17 protein-coding genes are annotated in these 17,163 nt (G+C 67.5%); 7 read left to right on the top strand and 10 right to left on the bottom strand.

The window, feature by feature from the left end; translation table 11 throughout:
- Positions 1 to 120: 120 nt before the first annotated feature.
- The 9 genes from J2Y69_RS12780 to rpmH form a co-directional block, all read right to left on the bottom strand.
- On the bottom strand, positions 121 to 1,083 hold the full coding sequence (locus J2Y69_RS12780) for a ParB/RepB/Spo0J family partition protein (RefSeq protein WP_310021311.1): 963 nt from the start codon (positions 1,081 to 1,083) through the stop codon (positions 121 to 123).
- The gene (locus J2Y69_RS12775; protein ID WP_310021310.1) at positions 1,083 to 2,006 is read right to left on the bottom strand and encodes a ParA family protein; all 924 of its coding nucleotides are present in this window, start codon (positions 2,004 to 2,006) and stop codon (positions 1,083 to 1,085) included. Before J2Y69_RS12775 ends, J2Y69_RS12780 begins: the two co-directional genes overlap by 1 nt.
- Positions 2,007 to 2,223: 217 nt before the next feature.
- On the bottom strand, positions 2,224 to 2,616 hold the full coding sequence (locus J2Y69_RS12770; protein WP_310021308.1) for a VOC family protein: 393 nt from the start codon (positions 2,614 to 2,616) through the stop codon (positions 2,224 to 2,226).
- A 32-nt stretch (positions 2,617 to 2,648) separates the two neighbouring features.
- Positions 2,649 to 3,296: a 16S rRNA (guanine(527)-N(7))-methyltransferase RsmG gene (gene rsmG / locus J2Y69_RS12765; RefSeq protein WP_310021307.1), complete on the bottom strand. Its 648-nt coding sequence runs from the start codon at positions 3,294 to 3,296 to the stop codon at positions 2,649 to 2,651.
- A gap of 53 nt (positions 3,297 to 3,349) precedes the next feature.
- Positions 3,350 to 3,871 carry a Jag family protein gene (locus J2Y69_RS12760; RefSeq protein WP_310021305.1) on the bottom strand — a complete coding sequence of 174 codons (522 nt, stop codon included), beginning with the start codon at positions 3,869 to 3,871 and terminating at the stop codon, positions 3,350 to 3,352.
- Positions 3,868 to 4,947, bottom strand: a complete 1,080-nt coding sequence (gene yidC, locus J2Y69_RS12755) for a membrane protein insertase YidC (RefSeq protein WP_310021303.1) — start codon at positions 4,945 to 4,947, stop codon at positions 3,868 to 3,870. The genes J2Y69_RS12760 and yidC overlap by 4 nt, the downstream gene beginning before the upstream one ends.
- Positions 4,948 to 4,950: 3 nt before the next feature.
- Positions 4,951 to 5,301: a membrane protein insertion efficiency factor YidD gene (gene yidD / locus J2Y69_RS12750; protein WP_310021301.1), complete on the bottom strand. Its 351-nt coding sequence runs from the start codon at positions 5,299 to 5,301 to the stop codon at positions 4,951 to 4,953.
- On the bottom strand, positions 5,298 to 5,651 hold the full coding sequence (gene rnpA, locus J2Y69_RS12745) for a ribonuclease P protein component (RefSeq protein WP_310021298.1): 354 nt from the start codon (positions 5,649 to 5,651) through the stop codon (positions 5,298 to 5,300). Before rnpA ends, yidD begins: the two co-directional genes overlap by 4 nt.
- A 5-nt stretch (positions 5,652 to 5,656) precedes the next feature.
- Positions 5,657 to 5,794: a 50S ribosomal protein L34 gene (rpmH, locus tag J2Y69_RS12740; protein WP_310021296.1), complete on the bottom strand. Its 138-nt coding sequence runs from the start codon at positions 5,792 to 5,794 to the stop codon at positions 5,657 to 5,659.
- 307 nt (positions 5,795 to 6,101) lie between these two features.
- Here rpmH and dnaA point away from each other — a divergent pair, with 307 nt between their 5' ends.
- The 7 genes from dnaA (at position 6,102) to J2Y69_RS12705 (ending at position 16,237) form a co-directional block, all read left to right on the top strand.
- On the top strand, positions 6,102 to 7,499 hold the full coding sequence (gene dnaA, locus J2Y69_RS12735) for a chromosomal replication initiator protein DnaA (protein ID WP_310021294.1): 1,398 nt from the start codon (positions 6,102 to 6,104) through the stop codon (positions 7,497 to 7,499).
- Positions 7,500 to 7,931: 432 nt separating this feature from the next.
- A complete protein-coding gene (gene dnaN, locus J2Y69_RS12730; protein ID WP_310021292.1) occupies positions 7,932 to 9,074 on the top strand; it encodes a DNA polymerase III subunit beta in 1,143 nt (380 codons plus the stop codon).
- Positions 9,075 to 9,233: 159 nt separating this feature from the next.
- Complete coding sequence (gene recF, locus J2Y69_RS12725; RefSeq protein WP_310021290.1) at positions 9,234 to 10,415, top strand: DNA replication/repair protein RecF; 1,182 nt, start codon at positions 9,234 to 9,236, stop codon at positions 10,413 to 10,415.
- Positions 10,408 to 10,905, top strand: coding sequence for a DciA family protein (locus J2Y69_RS12720; RefSeq protein ID WP_310021288.1), 498 nt, complete (start codon positions 10,408 to 10,410; stop codon positions 10,903 to 10,905). The genes recF and J2Y69_RS12720 overlap by 8 nt, the downstream gene beginning before the upstream one ends.
- A gap of 204 nt (positions 10,906 to 11,109) precedes the next feature.
- Complete coding sequence (gene gyrB / locus J2Y69_RS12715; RefSeq protein ID WP_310021286.1) at positions 11,110 to 13,104, top strand: DNA topoisomerase (ATP-hydrolyzing) subunit B; 1,995 nt, start codon at positions 11,110 to 11,112, stop codon at positions 13,102 to 13,104.
- A gap of 176 nt (positions 13,105 to 13,280) precedes the next feature.
- Entirely contained in the window at positions 13,281 to 15,836 is a 2,556-nt protein-coding gene (gyrA, locus tag J2Y69_RS12710) for a DNA gyrase subunit A (protein WP_310021285.1), read from the top strand.
- Positions 15,833 to 16,237 (top strand): DUF3566 domain-containing protein, encoded by a 405-nt coding sequence (locus J2Y69_RS12705; protein WP_310021282.1) that lies wholly within the window; start codon positions 15,833 to 15,835, stop codon positions 16,235 to 16,237. The genes gyrA and J2Y69_RS12705 overlap by 4 nt, the downstream gene beginning before the upstream one ends.
- A gap of 183 nt (positions 16,238 to 16,420) precedes the next feature.
- Here the strand turns inward: J2Y69_RS12705 and J2Y69_RS12700 are convergent, their stop codons facing one another.
- On the bottom strand, positions 16,421 to 17,134 hold the full coding sequence (locus tag J2Y69_RS12700) for a VIT1/CCC1 transporter family protein (RefSeq protein ID WP_310021280.1): 714 nt from the start codon (positions 17,132 to 17,134) through the stop codon (positions 16,421 to 16,423).
- Positions 17,135 to 17,163: the final 29 nt, after the last annotated feature.

Here is a 17,163-nt window from a genome sequence, read left to right as displayed (position 1 = left end):
ACAAGCCTACGCGGGAGCACCGACATCGGGGCCCGTCCGTGACCGTCTCGCCCACGCGCTGGCAATGGGCTCAGGCATCCACGGCGGCCTCTCCGCACGGACCGGATCTGCCCGGCGGGATCAGCTCGCGCCGTAGCCGTCCTCGCCGAGCTCGTTCAGGATGCGATTGAGGTCTTGAATCGAGGCGAACTCGATCTTGACCTGGCCTTTTCGTGCTCCGAGCGCGATCTGCACCCGAGTGTTCAGACGGTCGCCGAGCTTGTGAGACACCTCATCGAGGTAGGCACGACGGGCTCCGGCATGGGGCTTTGACCCCGTCGACGAGGACCCCGCCGACTGGATCGTCTTCGCGGCCTCCTCCGTCGCGCGCACCGAGAGGTCTTCGTTCACGACCTTGTCGGCAAGTCTCTGCATCGCCTCCGGATCGACCAGGGAGAGGATCGCACGCGCGTGCCCGGCGGTGAGGACCCCGGCCGCCACACGCTGCTGAACGGGAACGGGCAGCTTCAGCAGGCGGATGGTGTTGCTGATCTGTGGCCGGGAACGACCGATCCGCGCCGCGAGCTCCTCCTGGGTCGTCCCGAAGTCCTCGAGGAGCTGCTGGTACGCGGATGCCTCTTCGAGCGGATTCAGCTCGGAGCGGTGCAGGTTCTCCAGCAGCGCGTCCCGCAGCAGGTCCTCATCCGCGGTCTCCCGGAGGATCGCGGGAATCTTCTCCAGTCCGGCCTCGCGCGCTGCTCGTGTGCGCCGCTCCCCCATGATGAGCTCATAGGCACCATCGGCGTTCGTCCGAACCACGACCGGCTGGAGGACACCGAACTCCCGCACGCTGTGCACGAGCTCGGCGAGGTCGCCCTCGCGGAAGTCCGACCGCGGCTGACGGGGATTGGGGACGATCGCGTGCGGATCCACGTGGATGAGCCGCGCGCCCGGAACGATGAGCAGCTGCTCCTCTGCCGCGGCCGCCTCTGCAGCCGCGGTCTCCTTCGCGCCCGGGAAGAACACGTCGACCGGCCGTTCGGCCTGCTCTACGGTGGGGATCAACGCGCCGATACCTCGTCCCAGTCCAGTGCGCTTGGCCATCAGTTCCTCTTTCCGATCCGCGCCGCGCGACCGGCGATCTCCACTGCAGCCTCACGGTAGGCGACCGCGCCCACCGACTGCCCATCGTAGGCAATCACCGTCTGCCCGAAACTCGGCGCCTCCGAGACACGGACGGATCGTGGGATCACGGTGTCCAGCACCTCATCGGGGAAATGCTCGCGCACCTCCTCGGCGACCTGCTGTGCGAGACGGGTCCGTCCGTCGAACATCGTCAGCAGGATCGTCGAGAGCTTCAGCACCGGGTTGAGATGCTTCTGGATCATCCGAATGCTGCCCAGCAGTTGGCTCAGCCCCTCCAACGCGTAGTACTCGCACTGGATCGGGATCATGACCTCGGTCGCCGCTGTGAAGGCGTTGATCGTGAGGAGGCCCAGCGACGGCGGGCAGTCGATGACGACCACATCCGTGGGATGCGACTCCAGGTAGTCGTGCAGGGCCGTCCGAAGCCGGTGCTCACGCGCCACCTGGGACACCAGCTCGATCTCCGCGCCGGCGAGATGGATAGTGCTCGGTGCGCACAGGAGATCCGGGGACTCGGGGCTCGTCTGCACGACGTCCGCCAGCGACGTGTCGTTGATCAGGACGTCATAGATGCTCGGCACGTCCGCGGTGTGCGGGATACCGAGTGCGGTGGACGCGTTTCCCTGCGGGTCCAGGTCCACGACGAGGACACGCGCGCCCAGCTGAGCCATCGCTGAGGCGACATTCACCGCGGTGGTCGTCTTGCCGACGCCGCCCTTCTGGTTCGAGACGGTGAAGATCCGTGTCGGGCCATCGAAATCCACCGTGACATCGGCAAGAGCCTTGCGTCGAGCCGTCAGATCAGCCAGCTCCCGCGCGAGCGGGGTATCGCCGCCGTATCCCGTCGTCGAGGGCTTCTCGGACTGTTTCACGTGAAACATCCACTCCTTTCGGCGGAATCGGCGGCCTGCCCATCTACTCTAATCGCGCTCACCGACACCGGAGGACGGATCGGCCTCTTGGCTGCCACGAAACGCGATGTTTCACGTGAAACGTCGCGTTGAGCCGGGGTGTCCCCCATGCGTCTCCGCACATCGACCTGTCGTGGACCGTTTCACGTGAAACACCGACGGTTCATCTCGCACTCACATCTGGCGCTCATACCGCGTCGGCGACGAGCTCCACCTTGAAGCCGGAGGAGTTCTCCACCCATCCCGCGTAGTGATCCCGCCCGCCGGCGTGCGGATACCGGTCGTGGTACAGCGGTGTCCATCCATGCTTCGGCGCATCGGACATGATCGCATCAACCGTCTCCCGCGCACCCACAGCGAAGGCGATGTGGTTCACTCCGGGGCGCCGGCGATCGTGAGGGTCGTCCTTCAGGTTCGGAGACGTGGTCAGGACGAGCGCAGACCCACCCACGTCCCACGACTGTCCTTCCGCCCACTCCGCTTTCAGCGTGAATCCCGCGCGCCGGAGAAGCCATCCCCATTCACTCAGTGCGACATCGAGGGGGGATACCCAGACCTCGACGTGGTGGATTCCTGGCATGGGAACAGTCCGCCCGTCACCGATACTGCGAGTCAGCCACGGCCAGTGGCCCGTACAGTGGCGCGGATCACGCGCGTGCTCTCGTCCAGACGGCCCTCGCCGAGAGTCTCGACACGGACGTTCGTCAGTCCGAAGCGCTTGATCTGCTTCGCCGCCGCGCCGATCTCGTTCTCGGCGTTCAACCCCTTGAGCAGCGTCAGCTCTCCCCCGTCACGGACCAGGGGTGCCGTGATCGGGATCAACGTGCGCAGCGCGCTCACCGCACGGGCCGTGACCACGTCGAAGGACCGCTCACGTCCGACGTCCTCCGAGCGGCCCCGCAAGATCTCGACGTTGTCCAGGCCGAGCGCATCCCGCTGCTCGGTGAGCCAGGTCACCCGACGCTCCATCGGCTCGATGAGCGTCCAGTGCACGTCCGGGCGTGCGATCGCCAGCACGAGCCCGGGAAGCCCAGCCCCCGAGCCGATGTCGGCGACGCTGCCATGGAACAGCGGAGCGGCGATCGCACTGTTGAGGATGTGCCGAGTCCAGAGCCGTGGGAGCTCCTGCGGACCGATGAGTCCGCGCTCCTCCCCCTCCTGGGCGAGTGAGGCGGTGAACGCTCGGGCCAGATCGATCCGCTCGCCGAACAGCTCGATCGCGGCGGAGGGTTCCGGCTCGAGTCCGTCGATCGCGATCATCCGCTAGCTCCCTGTTCTGCGGAGACGCACACCGCGATGTTTCACGTGAAACGTCAGGCGCGACGGATCACGGTGTGCCGGGTCGGGCCTTCGCCATACGACTCGGAGACGAGACCGCGGTCGGCGACGATGTCGTGGACGAGCTTCCGCTCGTAGCTCGACATCGACGGGAGGGACGCCTGCGAGGCCCCCTCCTCCAGCTTCACCACGGCGAGGTCGACGAGCTTCTCGAGCTGCTGACGCCGCGCGTCACGTGACCCGCCCACGTCCAGGATGAGGCGGGAGAAGGCGCCCGTCTTGCTCTGGACCGCGAGACGGGTGAGCTCCTGCAGGGCCTGGACCGTGTCCGGCTCCGAGATCAGGCGCAGAGCGTCGTCATCGGCGTCGACCGACACGTAGGCCCGCCCCTGGCGAACGTCGAGTGTGAGGTCGCCGTCGATGTCCGCGATGTCCAGAAGTCCCTCGATGAAGTCCGCGGCGACGTCGCCCTCGTTCTCCAGCTCGCTGACCGATGGAACCTCGTCCCGGACATCGGTGTCCCGGACATCGGTCACGGTGCCGTCCTGATCGCTCATGCCTCGCCCTTCTTCTTCGAACGCTTCTTGCTCATGGGCTGCTGACGCTTCGGAGCCTCCGCCTTCGCGCGCTCCGCCTCGTCGAGCATGCGCTGCTGCTCCGCCTGGTAGGCCTCCATCGGGACGACCTTCCCCTCGCCGTTGATGGCCTTGCCCTTGCGCGCGAGACGCTCCTCACGGGCCTTCGCGGCGTCCGACCCGGGGGTCGGCATCTCACGGAGCACGAGGAACTGCTGCCCCATCGTCCACAGGTTGCTGACGAACCAGTAGATGACGACGCCGAGCGGGAAGAACACACCCGAGAAGATGAAGCCCAGGGGCAGCACGTAGAGCATGATGCGCTGCATCTGGTAGGCCTGACCGGTCTTGGCCTCCGGCGACAGGTTCTTCGAGATGATCTGCAGCTGGGTGAAGAACTGCGATCCGATCATGAGGACGACCAGGATCACGAGGATCGTGACCACGACCTCCCAGCCGTCCGGCTTCTGCTGGATGGCCTCGATGAGGCTCGTGTGCAGCGGGGCGACGCCGAACAGCTTCGCGTCGTAGAACTCCTTCGTCAGCGCCGAGCTGAGCAGCCCGACACCTCCGACGCCTGCCTCGGCGTGCTTCTTCACATCGCTCAGCGTGTAGAACATGCCGAGCAGGAACGGCATCTGCACCAGCAGCGGGAGACAGCTCGACATCGGCGTCGTGCCATGCCTCTTGTACAGCGCCATGGTCTCGCGGCTCATCGCCTCACGAGAGAGCTGATCGCGCTTTCCCTTGTACTTCTCCTGAACTTTTCGCAGTTCAGGGGCAATTTCCATCATCTTGCGCTGGCTCTTGATCTGCCGCACGAACAGCGGGAACACCGCCGCGCGGATCACGATCACCAGACCGACGATCGAGAGCACCCACGTGAGTCCGGCCGCGGTCGGCAGCCCCACCGTCGTGAGCACCCAGTGCCAGCCGACGAGGATCGCCTCGACCAGGAACTTGAACGGCCACATGACGGTGCCGAGCAGGTCGAAGCCGCCGCCCCCGGAGGGGGTAGGCGACGGTGTCGCTGCGGCGAACAGGAGATCCCAGCCCACTGATCAGTCCTTTCGGGAAGGTACGACGAACCCTCGTGGTGTGAGGGAATGTCGGAAGTTCTTGTGCGGCCGCACGTCATCCACACCGCCGTGAGTCCAGGGATTGCACCGCACGATGCGCCATGCCGCCAGTCCTGCGCCCTTCACGGCGCCGTGCTGTTGCACCGCACCTACAGCGTAGGCGGAACAGGAGGGATAGTACGCGCACACGTCGCCGTAGAGCGGGGAGATCACTGCACGGTAGGCGGTGAGGAACCCCAGCACCAGGTTCCTCGGGACGAGCGGAACGGCACGGAGAGCGTCCGTGCCGTGGAGATGAGCAGTCCCCCGGGAGTAGGACGGGAGAGCGCTCATGCCCTGTTCCCCACACTGTTCTCCACGCGGCCCAGGGACCGGGAGACGTCGGCGAGCAGATCGGCGAACGGCGCGGAGGCGGAGGCCGGGAGCGCACGGATCACGATGTCCGCGCCCGCGGGGACCTGCGGCAGATTCCGCGCGCAGACGTCCTTGAGCCGCCGTCGCACGGTGTTCCGCACGACCGCATTGCCCACCTGCTTGCTCACGATGAAGCCGAACCGCGGCGGGCGGTCCTCCTCCGTGAGCAGCACGGAGGTGACGACCCGCGCACCGCCGTATCGCCTGCCGCGGCGGACCACCGTGCGGTAGTCGATGCCGCGCACGAGCCGATGCCGGCGGGCGAGCACGGGTGTTACGCCGAGAGCTCGGTGCGGCCCTTCGAGCGGCGAGCCGAGAGGATCGAACGACCGGCGCGGGTGCGCATGCGGGCACGGAAGCCGTGCTTCTTGGCGCGACGACGGTTGTTGGGCTGGAAAGTGCGCTTGCTCATGAGTTACTCCGGGAGTGCTGTCACCGGGATCGCTGCGACCGGAGACGGGCGGACAAAGACTGCCGATAGGCATAAGTCAACCGATTAAGGCTACGTCTTCGCCCCCGACATCGCAAACCGACGAGCCCGCCTCCGTCATTATCCACAGCTGTGGACGGATGAGCGGAAGGAACACGCATCCGCACGTTCTCCCCAGTTCTCAAGGGACAGGTTGCCCTCCGCCCCCGCGCTGACTACCGTGGCACGAGCAGTTATCCACAGGCGGCCGTCCTCATCCGGGGCCGCCGTTCCGACCCCCCGGAGCACCATGTCGTCATCCGCGCAGCCTGAGGTTCCGATCTGGAGCGTCCTCCTGGACGCCCTCGCCGACGACGATCGGGTGACGCCCCAGCTGCAGGGGTTCCTGAGCCTCGCGGTGCCCGCCGGCGTCATGGGCTCCACGCTCTACCTGGACGTCCCCAACGATCTCACCGCCGCGCAGATCAACAAGCGCCTCCGGCTGCCGATCATGGAGGCGCTCTCCGGAGCCGGCGACGAGGTCACCGCGTTCCGCGTGATCGTGAACCACGAGCTGGCCGAGCATCAGACCATGCCGATCCCGGTCTCGGACTTCGGCGCGTCCCGTCAGGAGTCGACCCGCGCCGAGTCCCCCATCGAGCAGCCGACCCCGATCCGCCACGACTCTCGGCTGAACCCGAAGTACACCTTCGACAACTTCGTCATCGGCCAGTCCAACCGCTTCGCCCACGCGGCGGCGGTCGCGGTCGCCGAGGCGCCGGCCAAGGCGTACAACCCGCTCTTCATCTACGGAGACTCCGGCCTCGGCAAGACGCACCTCCTGCATGCGATCGGCGACTACGCCCAGTCCCTCTACACCGGGGTCAGGGTGCGGTATGTCTCCAGCGAGGAGTTCACGAACGACTTCATCAACTCGATCGCGAACAACCGAGGCGCCGCCTTCCAGGCGCGCTACCGCGACGTCGACATCCTCCTCATCGACGACATCCAGTTCCTGCAGGGGCGTGCGGAGACGCAGGAGGCCTTCTTCCACACCTTCAACACGCTCCACGACCACAACAAGCAGGTCGTGATCACGAGCGACGTCGCGCCGAAGCTCCTCACCGGCTTCGAGGACCGGATGCGCAGCCGCTTCGAGTGGGGCCTCATCACCGACGTGCAGGCGCCGGACCTGGAGACCCGCATCGCGATCCTCCGCAAGAAGGCCCAGAGCGAGGCGCTCCACATCCCGGACGAGGTCCTCGAGTACATCGCGACCGTCGTCTCCTCGAACATCCGCGAGCTCGAGGGCGCGCTCATCCGCGTCTCCGCGTACGCGAGCCTGAACCGGTCGACCCTCGACATGCCCCTCGCCCAGACCGTGCTCCGCGACATCGTGGACCACTCCGAGGACAACATCATCTCGCCGACGGACATCATCACCGCCACCGCCGGGTACTTCAAGCTCACCGTCGACGACCTCTACGGCTCCAGCCGCTCCCAGCAGATCGCGACCGCGCGTCAGATCGCCATGTACCTGTGCCGCGAGCGGACCAACCTGTCGCTGCCGAAGATCGGCCAGCTGTTCGGCAACCGCGACCACACGACGGTGATGTACGCGTACAAGAAGATCAGCGATCTCATGAAGGAACGTCGCTCGATCTACAACCAGGTCACCGAGATCACCGCCCAGCTCGGGCGCCGCTGACCGGTCACTGCCCGTCGCGCCCCGCGAATATCACGAATTACACATGTGGATAACCTGTGGATGAATGACCTCCGCAGGGGTCGGAAATCCCCAAGGATCCCCTCAACCTGTGGATAACCCTCCGGAGCCGCGTTCGGCCCCCGGTCCCCCGATCCCCCGGATTCCGCAGAGAATCCACATCTCACACCGTTGTAGTTCCCTTGTCCCGTCAGGAATCCCCAGAGTTACCCACATTCTCCACAGTTGTTAACACCGTTAAGGAGTTAACTCGAATGACGGTCGCTCGATCACCTGAAGGAGGGCGGCTGGGGACGGATCGGCTCCGGGGACACCCCGGCTGTCGGATCCCAGGAAACGTGGCATTAGCATGGGATCCCGTGGCGTCCGCCATGTGACGGCATCTGCCGTGGAACGACGACGAAGGAGCGCTCAGTGAAGTTCCAGGTCAATCGCGACGTCTTCAGCGAGGCGGTGTCCTTCGTCGTGAAGCTGCTCCCGCAGCGCAACCCGCAGCCGATCCTCGCCGGCGTGCTCATCGAAGCGGGCGAGGACGGGCTCACCCTCTCGGCCTTCGACTACGAGGCCTCCGCCCGCACGACGATCGAGGCGTCCATCGACGAGCCGGGAACGATCCTGGTCCACGGCCGTCTGCTGTCGGACATCGCGAGCCGGCTGCCCAATGCCCCGATCGACATCGCCGTCGAGGACGACGGCGGGATCACCGTGCGCTGCGGATCCGCACGGTTCACCCTCGCCGCCATGCCGGTCGAGGAATACCCGTCGATCCCCGAGGTCTCCGGCACCTCGGGCGTCGTGCCCGCCGACGAGTTCAGCACCGCGATCGCCCAGGTCGGCTTCGCCGCATCCCGCGACGACGTGACCCCCGTGCTCACCGGTGTGCAGCTCGAGGTGAGCGGACACCAGCTCAGCCTCGTCGCGACCGACCGCTACCGCGTGTCCCTGCGCGACGTGCCGTGGGACGGCGAGTCCTCGGAGCAGAGCGCTCTCGTCCCCGCCCGCACGCTGCAGGAGGTCGGGAAGACGTTCGGCAACGCCGGGACGATCCAGATCTCGTTCTCGGGGGCGGGCGATCGGGAGATCATCGCCTTCACCGCGGGCAACAAGACCGTCACCTCGCTGCTCATCAAGGGGAACTTCCCGCCGGTGCGCCGGCTCTTCCCCGAGCAGACCGAGCACCATGCGGTGGTCAGCACCGCCGAGCTCTCCGAGGCCGTCCGCCGTGTGGCGCTGGTGCTGGACCGCTCGGCGCCGCTGCGCTTCACGTTCGGTCCCGACAGCGTCACGATGGACGCATCGGGGAGCGAGCAGGCGCGCGCCTCCGAGTCGGTCGACGCGCACCTCATCGGTGGTGACGAGGTCACTCTGGGCCTGAACCCCCAGTACCTCCTCGAAGCGCTGAGCGCGGTCAAGAGCGAGTTCGTGCGGGTGACGTTCACGTCGTCCGACAACGCGAACAAGCTCAGCCCGGTGCTCGTGACCAGCCAGACCTCGGTCGAGCAGGCGGGTCTCGACTCGTTCAAGTACCTGCTGCAGCCCAATCTCCTGCTGCGCTGACCGCCTCGTCGCGGCCCTCCCCTCCGCCGAGACTGCACTTGCGTTCCGAGACTGCGCGAAAATCCCGCAGTCTCGTGACGCAGATGCGGTCTCGCGGGCGAGGGAGGGCCGGGCGTCGGCGATCGGCCGGCGTCGGACCCGGAAGGTAGGGTTGCTCGCGTGATCGTGGAGCACCTGAATCTCGTGGACTTCCGCAATTACGCCACCGCGGATCTCACGCTCCACAGCGGCCCGAACGTCCTGGTCGGCCGGAACGGGCAGGGCAAGACCAATCTCGCCGAGGCGGTCGTCTTCCTCGCGACCCTCGGCTCGCATCGCGTCTCCTCGGACGCGCCGATGGTGCGGGACGGCAAGGACGCGGCGTTCGTCCGAGCGCGACTCGCCCACGGGGAGCGCCGGGTCCTCGTCGAGGTGCAGATCAACCGGCAGGGATCGAACAAGGCCCGGATCAACGGCTCCCCCGGTCGCACGGCCGATCTCCCCCGGTACGCCCACGTCGTGCTGTTCGCCCCGGAGGACCTGCAGATCGTCCGCGGCGATCCGTCGGCGCGACGGCGCTTCGCCGATCAGCTCCTCATCCAGCGCACGCCGCGGATGGCGGGGGTGCTCGGAGACTACGACCGGGTGCTCAAACAGCGGACCGCGCTGCTGAAGTCCGCCCGCGCCAGGGGCGTCCGGGGCGAAGGGCTCAGCACTCTCGACGTGTGGGATGACAAGCTCGTGGCCCTCGGCTCCGAGATCATCGATGCGCGCACGCGCCTCGCGGACGACCTGCAGAAGCCCCTCACCGACGCGTACGCGTCGATCGCGGGCGCCGATCACGACCCCCGGATGGACTGGGCGCTGTCGATCCGGGGCGCGGATCCCGAGGAGGGGGACGCCGAGGCGGAGGCCACGGGCGGCGGTGCCACCGCAGAGCTGTTCCGCACGGCGCTCGCGGCCAGGCGCTCGGCGGAGCTCGAACGCGGCCTCACCCTCGTCGGCCCGCACCGCGACGACCTCGTGCTGCGGGTGCGCGACCTCCCCGTGAAGGGCTACGCCTCGCACGGCGAGTCGTGGTCGATCGCCCTCGCGCTGCGTCTCGCCTCGGCCGAGCTCCTGCGGCACGAGTCCCCGGCGGGGGATCCGGTGCTGATCCTCGACGACGTGTTCGCCGAGCTCGACGCGGACCGGCGGCAACGGCTCGCGGCGATCACCGCCGGCTACGAGCAGGTCGTGGTCACGGCCGCGGTGGAGGAGGATATCCCCGAGGTCCTCCATCGGCATGTGGTGCGGATATCCGCGGGCACGATCACCGACGAGAGGGCGGGCGTCGAGGAGCAGGAGGGCGAGGATGACTGAGCCGGACGACGTCGCACGCGTCCCCGAGACGGTCGCGACCTACCTTCGCCTCCGGGGGCTGAAGCCGAGCGCCACCTCGTGGAAGCGCAAGCGGCGCATCGTCACGGACGACGACAACGCCCCGTTCACCCCGGGGCGCGACCCGGGGATGCTCGGCGACGTGCTGATCCGGCTCAGCAAGGACTCCGGGTGGGAGACGACCCTCAGCCGCGAGGACCTGGTCCGCCAATGGGGCGAGCTCGCCGGGCCCGACACCGCGAAGCACTCGGAGCCGGTGTCGCTGGAGGGAGGCATGCTCACCGTCAAATGCGACTCGACGGCGTGGGCGAAGAACCTCCAGTACATGCGCGCGGTGATCGTCACGGAGATCGGCCGGCGCTATCCGGAGGCCGGGGTCGAGAACATCCGGTTCGTGGGGCCGGACGTCCCCTCATGGAAATGGGGCCCCAGAGCCGTTCCAGGGCGTGGTCCCCGCGATACCTACGGCTAGGACACGTTCCATCCCGTTCCCAGGGGTTTCGGACGCGCAGAGAGCCGCACAGCCTGCATCGAAGGCGGATCCACGATAGGATGGAGCTCTAGATTTCGATGTGGAGCCTGCCTTCCGATGACGCTTGAACCCCCCTCCGACGAGAACGAGTCGAAAACGAACCCTTCTCCCCAGAACGCAGGGGGCACACAGACTCCCGACAACATGGCGACCCCGCCCAGCGGCGACTACGGCGCCGACGACATCCAGATCCTCGAAGGACTGGAAGCCGTCCGCAAGCGCCCGGGCATGTACATCGGGTCCACCGGTCCCCGGGGCCTGCACCACCTGGTGTACGAGATCGTCGACAACTCCGTCGACGAGGCACTCGCCGGCTACTGCGACGCGATCGTCGTGACGATCCTCCAGGACGGCGGCATCCGCGTCGTCGACAACGGCCGTGGCATCCCGGTCGATCCGCACTCGTCCGACCCGAACAAGTCGACGGTCGAGGTCGTGCTGACGATCCTGCACGCCGGCGGCAAGTTCGGTGGCGGCGGGTATGCGGTCTCCGGCGGCCTCCACGGCGTCGGATCCTCGGTCGTGAACGCGCTCTCGACGCGCTTCGAGATCGAGATCCGGCGTCAAGGGCACGTCTGGCGGCACAGCTTCGCCAACGGCGGCGTCCCGCAGCAGGCCCTGGAGAAGGGCGAGGAGACCGAGGAGACCGGGACGATCATCACGTTCTGGCCCGATCCCTCGATCTTCACCGAGACCGTCGAGTTCGACTACGACACCCTGCGCACCCGCTTCCAGCAGATGGCCTTCCTCAACAAGGGCCTGCGGATCGAGCTGCACGACGAGCGCGACTCCGCCGCGATCGAGGAGGAGGTGGACGGCACCGTCGTCGCGAAGCAGCGCGAGGACGTCTTCCTCTACGAGCAGGGCCTCGTCGACTACGTCGACTACCTCAACCGGGTGCGGCACGCCGAGGTCGTGAACGAGGAGGTCATCGCCTTCGAGTCCGAGGACACGGAGCGCCGGATCTCCCTCGAGGTCGCGATGCAGTGGACCACCGGCTACACGGAGAACGTGTTCACCTACGCGAACACGATCAACACGCATGAGGGCGGCACGCACGAGGAGGGCTTCCGGGCGGCGCTCACCACGCTCGTCAACAAGTACGCCCGCGCGAACGGACTCCTCAAGGAGAAGGACGACAACCTCTCCGGCGACGATGTGCGCGAGGGGCTCACCGCGGTGATCTCGATCAAGCTCGGCGAGCCGCAGTTCGAGGGGCAGACCAAGACGAAACTCGGCAACACCGAGGCGAAGGCGTTCGTGCAGAAGGTCGTCGGCGATCAGCTCGGCGACTGGTTCGATCGGAGCCCCGCGCAGGCGAAGAACGTCGTGCGCAAGGCGATCGACGCCGCGACCGCCCGCCTCGCGGCGCGGAAGGCGCGCGAGACCGCCCGTCGCAAGAGCGTCTTCGAGTCGGCCGCGATGCCGGACAAGCTCAAGGACTGCACCTCGAAGGACCCCTCGATCAGCGAGATCTTCCTCGTGGAGGGGGACTCCGCCGGCGGCTCCGCGGTGCAGGGACGCGATCCGCACACGCAGGCGATCCTCGCCCTTCGCGGAAAGATCCTCAACGTCGAGCGTGCGCGTCTGGACAAGGCGCTCGCCAACAAAGAGGTCCAGGCGATGATCCAGGCCTTCGGCACGGGCATCGGCGAGGACTTCGACCTCGGCAAGGCGCGGTACCACAAGATCGTGCTGATGGCCGATGCCGACGTCGATGGCCAGCACATCACGACGCTGCTGCTCACGCTGTTGTTCCGGTACATGCGCGGGCTCATCGAGGCGGGCTTCGTCTACCTCGCGATGCCCCCGCTGTACCGCCTCAAGTGGACCAACGCCCCGCACGAGTACGTCTACTCCGACGCCGAGCGCGACGCTCTGCTCAGGGACGGCCTCGCCGGCGGCCGACGGATCCCCAAGGAGGCGGGCATCCAGCGGTACAAGGGTCTCGGCGAGATGAACGCCAAGGAGCTGTGGGAGACCACGATGGACCACACCACGCGGACGCTCCGCCAGGTGACCATCGAGGACGCGGCGGCCGCGGACGAGATCTTTAGCGTCCTGATGGGCGAGGACGTCGAGTCCCGCCGGACGTTCATCCAGCGCAACGCGAAGGACGTCCGGTTCCTTGACATCTGAGGTGAGACGGTCCGGGCGTCGTGGTGTCGGCTCCGCAGTCCCCCGCCGCGCTGCGCGCGGCTCCCGCCAGGCCCGATGCCTGCGGAGCCGACACCACGACGCCCTCCCCTCGACTCGACAGCAACGACCCACCCGAGTGCCGCGCGTCCCGCACTCGAACGTAGGAAGAAACGCAGATGACTGACGACGAACGCCCCGACCCCAACGCCGGCCACGTGCACGGCAAGATCGACCAGGTCGACCTGCAGTCCGAGATGCAGCGCAGCTACCTCGACTACGCGATGGCCGTCATCGTCGGCCGCGCGCTGCCGGACGTGCGCGACGGGCTCAAGCCCGTGCACCGCCGGGTGATCTACGGCATGTACGACGGCGGGTTCCGCCCCGACAAGTCGTTCTCCAAGTGCGCCCGTGTGGTGGGCGAGGTCATGGGCCAGTACCACCCGCACGGCGACAGCGCGATCTACGACGCGCTCGTCCGCCTCGTGCAGCCGTGGTCGCTGCGCTATCCGCTGGCCCTCGGCCAGGGAAACTTCGGCTCCCCCGGGAACATGGGCGCCGCCGCCCCCCGGTACACCGAGACGAAGATGGCCCCGCTCGCGCTGGAGATGGTGCGGGACATCGAAGAGGAGACCGTCGACTTCTCCGACAACTACGACGGCCAGACCCAGGAGCCCGACGTCCTTCCGGCGCGGTTCCCGAACCTGCTCGTCAACGGCTCCGTCGGCATCGCGGTCGGCATGGCCACGAACATCCCGCCGCACAACCTCCGCGAGGTGGCGGACGCGGCGCTGTGGGCGCTGGACAACCCCGGCATCTCCCGCGAGGAGCTGCTGGACGGGCTGGTCCAGCGCATCCCCGGCCCCGATTTCCCGACCGGCGCCCAGATCCTCGGCACCAAGGGCGTCCAGGAGGCGTACCGCACGGGTCGCGGCTCGATCACCATGCGCGCCGTGGTCAGCGTCGAGGAGATCCAGGGCCGGACGTGCCTGGTGATCACCGAGCTCCCGTACCAGGTCAACCCCGACAACCTCGCCGTCAAGATCGGCGATCTCGCGCGCGACGGCAAGATCAACGGCATCGCCGACATCCGCGACGAGTCCAGCGACCGCACCGGACAGCGGCTCGTCGTCGTGCTCAAGCGCGACGCGGTGGCGAAGGTCGTGCTGAACAACCTGTACAAGCACACGCAGCTGCAGGAGAACTTCGGCGCGAACATGCTCGCGATCGTCGACGGCGTGCCGCGGACGCTGGCCCTGGACGGGTTCATCACGAACTGGATCGATCACCAGATCGACGTGATCGTGCGGCGTACCCGGTTCCGCCTCCGCAAGGCCGAGGAGCGGATGCACATCCTCCGCGGCTACCTCAAGGCGCTCGACGCGCTGGACGAGGTCATCGCGCTGATCCGCCGCTCCCCCACCGTGGAGGACGCGCGCGTCGGCCTGAAGGCGCTCCTGGACATCGACGACGTGCAGGCCGACGCGATCCTGCAGATGCAGCTGCGTCGCCTGGCGGCCCTCGAGCGGCAGAAGATCATCGACGAGGCGAACGACCTCGAGGCGCAGATCACCGTGTTCAAGGAGATCATCGCCGACCCCGCCCGCCAGCGCACGATCATCCGCGAGGAGCTGACGGAGATCGTCACCCGCTTCGGGGACGAGCGTCGCACGCACATCCTGCACGGCTACGACGGCGACATGTCGATGGAGGACCTCATCCCCGAGGAGGAGATGGTGGTCACCGTCACGCGCGACGGGTACATCAAGCGCACGCGCAGCGACAACTACCGGTCGCAGCACCGCGGGGGCAAGGGCGTGAAGGGCGCACAGCTGCGCGCGGACGACCTCGTCGAGCACTTCTTCGTCACGACGACGCACCACTGGCTGCTGTTCTTCACGGACAAGGGCCGGGTCTACCGCTCGAAGGCGTACGAGATCCCCGAGGCCGGTCGCGACGCCAAGGGGCAGCACGTCGCGAACCTCCTGGCGCTGCAGCCGGAGGAGAAGATCGCGCAGATCCTCGACATCCGCGACTACGAGGCGGCCGACTACCTGGTGCTCGCCACCCGCGGCGGGCTCGTGAAGAAGAGCCGTCTCGGCGACTACGACACGAACCGCCAGGGCGGCGTGATCGCGATCCGCCTCCGCGAGGAGGACGAGCTCGTCAGCGCGTTCCTGGTGGACGCGACCGACGACATCCTCCTGATCAGCCGTCGCGGCATGTCGCTCCGGTTCCACGCGACCGACGATGCGCTGCGCCCGATGGGACGCGCCACCGAGGGCGTCAAGGGGATGAGGTTCCGCGAGGGCGACAGCCTGCTCTCCGCGTCCCTCGTCACCACCGAGGGATACGTCTTCGTCGTCACCGACGGGGGCTACGCCAAGCGCACCGCGGTGGACGAGTACCGGGTCCAGGGACGTGGCGGACAGGGCATCAAGGTGGCCAAACTGAACGATGATCGGGGCGTTCTCGCGGGCGGTCTGATCGTCGCGGACGACGACGAGGTCTTGGTGGTTCTTGCCAGCGGCAAGGTGGTACGCTCTGCCGTGGCCGAGGTCCCGGCGAAGGGTCGCGACACGATGGGCGTTGTTTTCGCCCGTACCAGCGACGACGACCGGATCCTTGCGATCGCCCGGAACACCGAGCGAGGACTTCCCGAAGACGCAGATTCGGAAGACACGGAGAACCCGGCCGACGAGCCCCCCACCTCTGAGGAAAGCACGAACGCATGAGTACCGTAGCCGACAAGCTGGCGAAGAAGTCCTCGAAGAAGACCACTGGGAAACAGGTCCGCCTGCGTCTCGTCTACGTCGATTTCTGGTCGGCGCTGAAGCTCTCCTTCCTCGGTGCCGTCGCACTCGCCATCGCGACCATCGTCTCCTTCCTCCTCGTCTACCTGATCGTGGACGCCACGGGCCTGGTCGAGAAGGGAGACGAGATCATCGCCGGCATCACCGAGAACAAGGTCTCGCTCACCCAGATCCTGGGCCTGCCGCAGGTCATGGCCTTCGGCTCGGTCGTCGCGATCCTCAACCTCATCGTCTTCACGGTGCTCGGTGCGATCATCGCCGGGATCTACAACCTGGCGGTGAAGGTCACCGGCGGCCTGCTGGTCGGCTTCACCTCGAACTGACCCTCCTCGACTGACGCTCCTCGAAGGCCCGGATCATCGGATCCGGGCCTTCGTCGTTCCCGGGGCCTCGCCGGGATCGTGCACACCTGCACGATCCAGACCCGGATGCACGACGATTCCCCCGGTCCGGTCGTGCAGGTGTGCCTGAGTCGTGCAGGTGTGCAGGCAGGGACCTGGTGCGGATCAGACGACGCCGGACGTGCCGAGCAGGGTCCCGATGAGCCAGGTCGCGAGGAGGGCCAGCGCGCCGCCGAGCACGAGACGGACGGATGCGCGGACGGGAGACGACCCGCCGATGAACGCGGACACGCCGCCGGTGAGGGCCAGCGCCACAAGCACGGCGACGAAGGTGATCGGAATGCGGATCCCCGCCGGAGGGAGAAGGATCGCGAGAAGGGGCAGCAGCGCGCCGAGGGTGAACGCGATCGCGGAGGAGAGCGCCGCGTGCCAGGGGTTCGCGAGGTCGTCCTGATCGATCCCGAGCTCGACCTCCAGGTGCGCGGACAGCGCGTCGTGCGCGGTGAGCTCCTCCGCGACCCTCTTCGAGGTCTCCTCGGACAGGCCGCGCTGGCGGTAGAGGGCGGCGAGCTCTTCGAGCTCCTCCTCGGGCATCGTCCGCAGCTCGTGCCGCTCCTTCGCGATGAGCGCTCGTTCGCTGTCGCGCTGGCTGCTCACGGAGACGTACTCGCCGAGGGCCATCGACACGGCGCCGCCGACGAGGCCGGCGATGCCCGCCGTCAGGATCGCCGCGTCCTCGGTGGTGGCCCCCGCGACGCCGACCACGAGGGCGGCGACCGAGACGATCCCGTCGTTCGCGCCGAGGACCCCGGCACGAAGCCAGTTGAGCTTCTGGGCGAGCCCGGCGCCGTGCGGCTCGCCGTCGTGAGGTGCGCTCATGATCCCATCCTGGCCCCTGTTCCCCGCCC

Source organism: Microbacterium resistens (assembly GCF_031456305.1).
GTDB classification, from domain to species: domain Bacteria; phylum Actinomycetota; class Actinomycetes; order Actinomycetales; family Microbacteriaceae; genus Microbacterium; species Microbacterium resistens_A.
The sequence above is the reverse complement of the archived record's forward strand: the minus strand, read 5'-3'. Positions and strand labels throughout refer to the sequence as shown.